We start from the raw sequence: 6,511 nt of genomic DNA on the forward strand, positions 1-6,511 counted from the left end.
AGGCCCTGGGCCATGTCGCGGGCGATCCTACACCTGTTGCTGTCGACGCTGTGTGCCTTCGCCGTGCCCGCCGATGCGCGCGTGCTCACGGCGAAGATCGCTCGCGTCACCACCCCGGTCGCCACCTTGCAGGGCGTGCGAGTCCGGCTCGACTGGCCGGCACAGGCGGCGCGTGGCGATCTCACGCTGAGCGCGGAGCAGGTCGATGCCCACGACCTCGGCTACCGGTTCCGCCATCTCACCTGGCACTGCCCGCTATCGCGCGATGCGCAGGGCGGCTGGCATTGCGACGGCACGCTGCGAACACCACAAGGCAAGCCGATGCGGCTGTCGCTGGCGCTCGCCACCGCAAGTACCGATGCGACGTTGTCGCAAGGCGGCGCGAGCTTCGCCCTGCATCGCAGCGCGGCGACGCCCGACGACACCGGACTGGTGCTGACGCGCGTTCCGGTGGCCTGGGCGCAGGCATTGGCCTCGCAAGCCTGGGCCGATGGGCAGCTCAAGCGCGGCACGCTCGATGGCAGGCTCAACGTGCGCGTGCCGGCGCGCGGTCCATTGCGTGTCGATGGCCGCCTGGCGTTGGCCGACGGCGCGCTCGAAACGCCCGATGCCAGCATCGCGGCGGACAAGCTCAATGGCAGTTTCCGCATCGATTACCGCAAGCCGGTCAATGCCACGCTGTTGAAGGTCGATGGTGAGTTGCGTGGTGGCGAATTGTTGTTCGGCAGCACTTACATCGCATTGCCGGATGCTTCCGCGCAGCGTTCACCGGTGACATTGCGCATCGACGCGATGCAGCGCGCGGGCGAGGGCTGGACACTGCCCGCGTTCGAATGGCGCGACGGTAATGCCTTGCAGGTGACGGGTTCCGCCGGATTTGCTGCCGATACCACACTCGATCGCCTCGACCTCGATCTGCGCAGCGCCGATCTGGCACCGGTCGGTCAGCGTTATCTTTCCGGCACGCTCGGCGTGGCCGGCCTTGCCGGCATGCGGATGCAGGGAAGCCTCGATGCGAAAGTCGCACTCAGGCGTGGAGTATTGTCGAGCATCGATGGGCGCCTGCACGATGTGTCCCTGAAGGACGAAACGAACGGCCGCTTCGCCTTCGAAGGGCTGGACGGCGATCTGCGCTACTCCGACGGCGCCGCCGTCGACAGCACGCTGCGCTGGCGTTCGGGCGCGCTCGATGGCATTCCGTTCGGCGCCGCGATCCTGCCTTGGCGTAGCGCCGAAGGTGAGTTGCGCACGCGCGATGTCGTGACCGTCCCGATCCTCGACGGCACCATGCGCTTCGACGGCCTGACCCTGCGCCCACCCTCGGGCGAGCGCGGACTGCAGCTCGGCTTCGGATTGACACTCGATGGACTCGACATCGGCAAGCTGTCGACGTCGCTGGGCGGCCCGGCGTTCCGCGGCACGCTCAGCGGCAGCATTCCGGCTGCGCGCTATGCCGACGAACGCATCGATTTCGACGGCGGACTGTCGATGCAGCTGTTCGGTGGCCGGATCGCCGTCTCGGCGTTGTCGATGGAACGTCCCTTCGGCGTCGCGCCGACGCTCTCGGCCGATCTGGCCCTGCACGATCTCGATTTGCTGGCGATCACCGAGGTATTCGATTTCGGCAGCATCAGCGGCCGGCTGGAAGGCCGTGTCGACAATCTGCGACTGGTCGACTGGACGCCGACGGCCTTCGACGCCGAACTGCACACCGTGCCGAAACGTGGCGTGCGCCAGCGCCTGAGCCAGCGCGCGGTGCAGAACATCTCCAGCGTCGGCGACGCTTCGATCGTGAGCAGCCTGCAAGGCAGGCTGATCGGCCTGTTCGACGATTTCGGCTATCGCCGCATCGGCCTGTCGTGCCGGCTCGCCAACGAGATCTGCATGATGGGCGGGCTCCGTTCAGCCGGCCTTGGATTTACTATCGTCGAAGGCGCCGGCGTGCCTCGGTTGAACGTGGTCGGATTCAATCGCCGGGTCGATTGGCCGACCCTGGTCGAGCGGGTCGCGGCCGTCGGCAAGGGCGATGTGAAGCCTGTGTTTGAATAAGTCGTATCGAATCAACAGCCTTGCAACTTCTCCGGGAGAACAGACATGCGTCGTTTGCTAGGAATGCCGGTCATCGCGGCGTTGGCCCTGACCGCCTGCGTCACCATCAATGTCTATTTCCCGGCGGCGGAGGCCAAGGAGGCGGCGAAGGAGTTCGTCGACAAGGTACTCGGCGAGGATGCGCAGCCGTCCCAGCCGGAGTCCACGCCCGCACCCGCACCGAAGCCCGGTGGCATGGCGATGCGGGTGAAGTTCGATCCGCTGATGCTCATCGGCATCGCTCCGGCCTACGCGCAGGACCAGCCGGACATCAACATCAAGACACCGGCGATCCAGGCCATCCAGGCGCGCATGAAGAGCCGTTTCGATAGCAGCCTGCGCAAGCATTTCGATGCCGGCGCGCTCGGATTCGCCAACAACGGCGAGGTAAAGGTACGCGATGCGTCGAAGATCGGCTTGTCCGATCGCGTCGGCGTCAACCAGGCGGTGGCCGACCAGAACCGCGATGCCAAGGCCGTGTATCGCGAGATCGCCGTCGCCAACAACCACCCGGAGTGGGAAGCGCAGATCCGTGGCGTGTTCGCCCGGCAGTGGGCGGACAGCGCCAAGGGCGGCTGGTGGTATCAGGATGCCGGCGGCAGTTGGAAGCAGAAATGACGCCATCGTGAACCCGCGGGCGATGCGTCCTCTTCTTCCAGGAGAAGAGGGCAGCGCGGTATCTGCGACAATACGCGGCCATTCCGCCCGCAGCCCATCGCCACGTGGCCCGACTCGACCAGACGCCTTTCCTCGCCGACATCCATGATTTGAGCCACGACGGGCGCGGCGTTGCCCGTCGGGAGGACGGTAAAGCCGTTTTCGTCGCTGGCGCGCTCTCCGGAGAGCGTGTGATGGCGCGGCAGACCGCGCGCTCGCGCCACTTCGATGAAGCAGTGACGGTGGAGGTGCTGCAAGCCTCCGCCGATCGCGTCGAGCCGCGCTGCCCGCATTTTGGCGTCTGCGGTGGCTGCGTGCTGCAGCATCTTGAGGAATCGAAGCAGATCCTTGCCAAACAGCGCGTCCTGCAGGAGAACCTCGAACGCATCGGCCATGTCACGCCGGAAACCCTGTTGCCGCCGTTGACCGCCGACAGCTGGGGCTATCGCCGCAAGGGCCGGTTCTCGGTGCGGCGCGTGGAAAAGAAGGACAAGACGCTGGTCGGTTTCCGCGAGCGCGATCCGCGCTTCGTCGCCGAGCTGTCGATCTGCCATACGGTGATTCCGCAGATCGGCGAGCACATCGACGCACTCGCCGCGCTGGTCGACGGCATGGAGGCGCGTCGCGACATTCCGCAGATCGAGTTCATCGCCGGCGATGAGACCATCGCGCTGGTGTTCCGCCATCTGCAGCCGCTGTCGGCGGCGGACAGCGAAAAACTGGTCGCGTTCGGCCAGGGGCATGGCTTCGCGATCTTCCTGCAGCCGGGCGGCGTCGATTCGGTGCATCCGCTGTGGCCACTGCATGCCGATGGAAGCGGGCCGCCACTGGCGTTCCGGTTGCAGGCCTGGGATGTCGAACTGAAATTCCGCCCGCTCGACTTCATCCAGGTCAATGCCGGGCTCAACGAAAAGATGATCGCCCGCACGCTGGAACTGCTGGACGTGAAGCCGGACGATCGCGTGCTCGATCTGTTCTGCGGACTCGGCAATTTCACGCTGCCGCTCGCGCGCTGCGTGCGCGAGGTGGTCGGCGTGGAAGGTGAGGCCGGGCTCGTGGCGCGCGCGCGTGAGAACGCGGCGCACAACAATCTTTCGAACGCGCAATTCCACTCGGCCGATCTCACCCAGGACCAGCGTGGCACGGCATGGATGCGACAGGGATTCGACAAGCTGCTGCTCGATCCGCCGCGTTCGGGCGCGATCGATGTGCTGCGGCAGCTGCCGCTGAAGCAATTCAAGCGCATCGTGTACGTGAGCTGCCATCCGGGTTCGCTGGCACGGGATGCCGGATATCTGGTGAACGAGCAGGGCTGGTCGCTGCGTGCGGCCGGTGTGATGGACATGTTTCCGCATACGGCGCACGTGGAATCGATCGCCGTGTTCGAACCGGCAGGGCGTTGAAAAACGCCCTGCCAGTACGGCCATGGATGGCCGCATCGGCGAAACAAGCGCGTAAGCGCTTGATTTGCCGCGAGCGAGTCCGGGCGTGTACCGGGCTCGCGATTTGAAAAACGCACAGGATGTGCGTTTTTCAACAACCTATTAGGAAATGATCGGCGATGGGCATCGAAATCGAACGCAAATTTCTCGTCGTCGGCGATGGCTGGCGTCAGGAGGCGCACGAGACCGTGGCGATGGCGCAGGGCTACCTCAACGACCAGGCGGCGATGGACAGCGGTGCGCAGAAGGCGTCGATGCGCGTGCGTCTGGCCGGTGACGAGGCATTCCTGAACATCAAGTCACGCGAACTCGGCCATACCCGGCAGGAATTCGACTATCCGATTCCGCCGCAGGACGCTCGCGCGCTGCTGGAACTGTGCGTCGGCGACATGATCGACAAGCGGCGGCATTATGTGAACCACGCCGGTCATTTGTGGGAGGTCGACGAGTTCCTGGGCGAGAATGCCGGGCTCGTGGTCGCCGAAATCGAGCTGGACAGCGCCGACGAGGCGTTCCAGCGGCCAACTTGGCTCGGATGTGAAGTCACGGACGGCGCACGCTATTACAATCTGGCCCTGGCTTCGCGCCCGTATTCGCAATGGAGCGAGGACGAGCGCAAGGCCACGGATTTCCTGGAGTAAACCATGCTCGTCATCGGCGTCGCCGGCACCGAACTCACCGCACAGGAGCGCGACTGGCTGCAGCATGACGCCTGCGCCGGTGTGATCCTGTTCAAGCGCAATTTCGCTTCGAAGGCACAGGTGTCCGAACTGTCCGTCGCGATCCGCGAGGCCGCGCCGCGGCCACAGCTGATCTGCGTGGATCAGGAAGGCGGGCGCGTGCAGCGCTTCCGCGAAGGCTACAGCGCCTTGCCGCCGCTGGAGAACATCGGGCGGCTGTACGCCACCGATCCGGTCGCGGCGCTGGAACTCGCGCAGGAACACGCCTGGGTGATGGCGAGCGAAGTGCGTGCCAGTGGCGTGGATCTGAGCTTCGCGCCGGTGGTCGATCTCGGTCGCGGCAATCTGGCGATCGGTGATCGTGCTTTTTCCGACGATCCGCAAATCGTCGCCGAATTCACCCGCGCCTACATCCGCGGCATGCACGCTGCGGAGATGGCGGCCACGCTCAAGCATTTCCCCGGTCACGGCACCGTGCGCGAGGACACGCATTTCGACGATGCGGTCGACAATCGTTCGCTGGAGGACATCCGCGCGAGCGATCTTGTGCCGTTCGCGGCGGGCATCGAGGCGGGCGCCGACGCGGTGATGCTGGCGCATGTCGCCTATCCGCAAGTGGCGCCGGAGCCGGCCGGTTATTCGCGCTTCTGGATCGAGGAGATCCTGCGCAAGGATCGGGCTTCCGGCGGACTCGGTTTTCGCGGCGTGGTGTTCTCCGACGACATCGGCATGGCGGCCGCGTTCTCGGCGGGCGGCGTGAAGGCACGCATCGACGCGCATCTGGATGCCGGCTGCGACGTGGTGCTGGTGTGCCATCCGGAACTCGTCGAGGAATCGCTGGCGGCGGTCGACGGAAGGAAGCTCAACACGATGGCCTTGATCGGCCTCATCGGTCGTGGTTTCCGTGGTTGGGATGGATTGCTCGCCGATACACGCTACGAACAGGCGCAGTCGCGTCTGGGTGGTGAACAGGGAGGATACGCATGAGTCAGCCGCGGCTTGCCGAGGCGCTGGTGGGCGCCGATTTGATCCACGATCGCGCCGTGCTGGATGCCGCGATCGCGCGCATGGCCGAGGCGGTGCATGCCGATTATCACGAGGACGAGCAGCCGCCGTTGTTCGTCACGATCATGCATGGCGGGATGCCGTTCGCGGCGGCGCTGGCACTGGCGTTGGGTGAGCGCGGGCTGGATCTCGAATTCGATTACCTGCATGCCACGCGTTATCGCGGCAGCACTTCCGGTTCCGGGTTGGCTTGGCTGCATCGTCCGGCCACGCCGATGCGCGGGCGTCGCGTGTTGCTGGTGGACGACATCCTCGATGAAGGGCACACGCTGTATGCGGTGAAGCGCTGGTGCGAGGATCAGGGCGCCGACGAGGTGCGGGTGGCGGTGCTGGCAGTCAAGGAACACGATCGCTGCGTGGATGATATCGAGGCGGATTACGTCGGGGTGACGGTGCCGGATCGGTATGTGTTTGGGTTTGGGATGGATTATCACGAGCAGGGAAGGAATTTGCCGGGGATTTACGCGTTGGCGGAGTGAGGGTTCTTTCTTGCTCGTCATTCCGGCGGAAGCCGGAATCCGGCCTTTCGCTTTGCCGTCATCCCAGCGAAAGCTGGGATCCATTTGGCTTTTGCCTTTG

Annotated in this window: 6 protein-coding genes; all 6 read left to right on the forward strand. The window is 65.1% G+C overall.

Annotated features, from left to right (window positions below):
* On the forward strand, positions 1-2,049 hold a 2,049-nt coding region (locus LG367_RS17410), incomplete at its 5' end, for a translocation/assembly module TamB domain-containing protein (protein WP_226470541.1).
* A gap of 45 nt (positions 2,050-2,094) precedes the next feature.
* On the forward strand, positions 2,095-2,706 hold the full coding sequence (locus LG367_RS17415; RefSeq protein ID WP_226470542.1) for a DUF1318 domain-containing protein: 612 nt from the start codon (positions 2,095-2,097) through the stop codon (positions 2,704-2,706).
* Between the two features lie 104 nt (positions 2,707-2,810).
* Positions 2,811-4,148: a 23S rRNA (uracil(1939)-C(5))-methyltransferase RlmD gene (rlmD, locus tag LG367_RS17420; protein ID WP_226470543.1), complete on the forward strand. Its 1,338-nt coding sequence runs from the start codon at positions 2,811-2,813 to the stop codon at positions 4,146-4,148.
* A gap of 158 nt (positions 4,149-4,306) precedes the next feature.
* Positions 4,307-4,828 (forward strand): CYTH domain-containing protein, encoded by a 522-nt coding sequence (locus LG367_RS17425; RefSeq protein ID WP_226470544.1) that lies wholly within the window; start codon positions 4,307-4,309, stop codon positions 4,826-4,828.
* 3 nt (positions 4,829-4,831) lie between these two features.
* A complete protein-coding gene (gene nagZ / locus LG367_RS17430) occupies positions 4,832-5,854 on the forward strand; it encodes a beta-N-acetylhexosaminidase (RefSeq protein WP_226470545.1) in 1,023 nt (340 codons plus the stop codon).
* Positions 5,851-6,411, forward strand: a complete 561-nt coding sequence (locus LG367_RS17435) for a hypoxanthine-guanine phosphoribosyltransferase (protein WP_226470546.1) — start codon at positions 5,851-5,853, stop codon at positions 6,409-6,411. Before nagZ ends, LG367_RS17435 begins: the two co-directional genes overlap by 4 nt.
* Positions 6,412-6,511 lie beyond the last annotated feature (100 nt).

The sequence above is a fragment of the Luteimonas panaciterrae genome (genome assembly GCF_020511115.1).
GTDB classification, from domain to species: Bacteria; Pseudomonadota; Gammaproteobacteria; order Xanthomonadales; family Xanthomonadaceae; genus Luteimonas; species Luteimonas panaciterrae.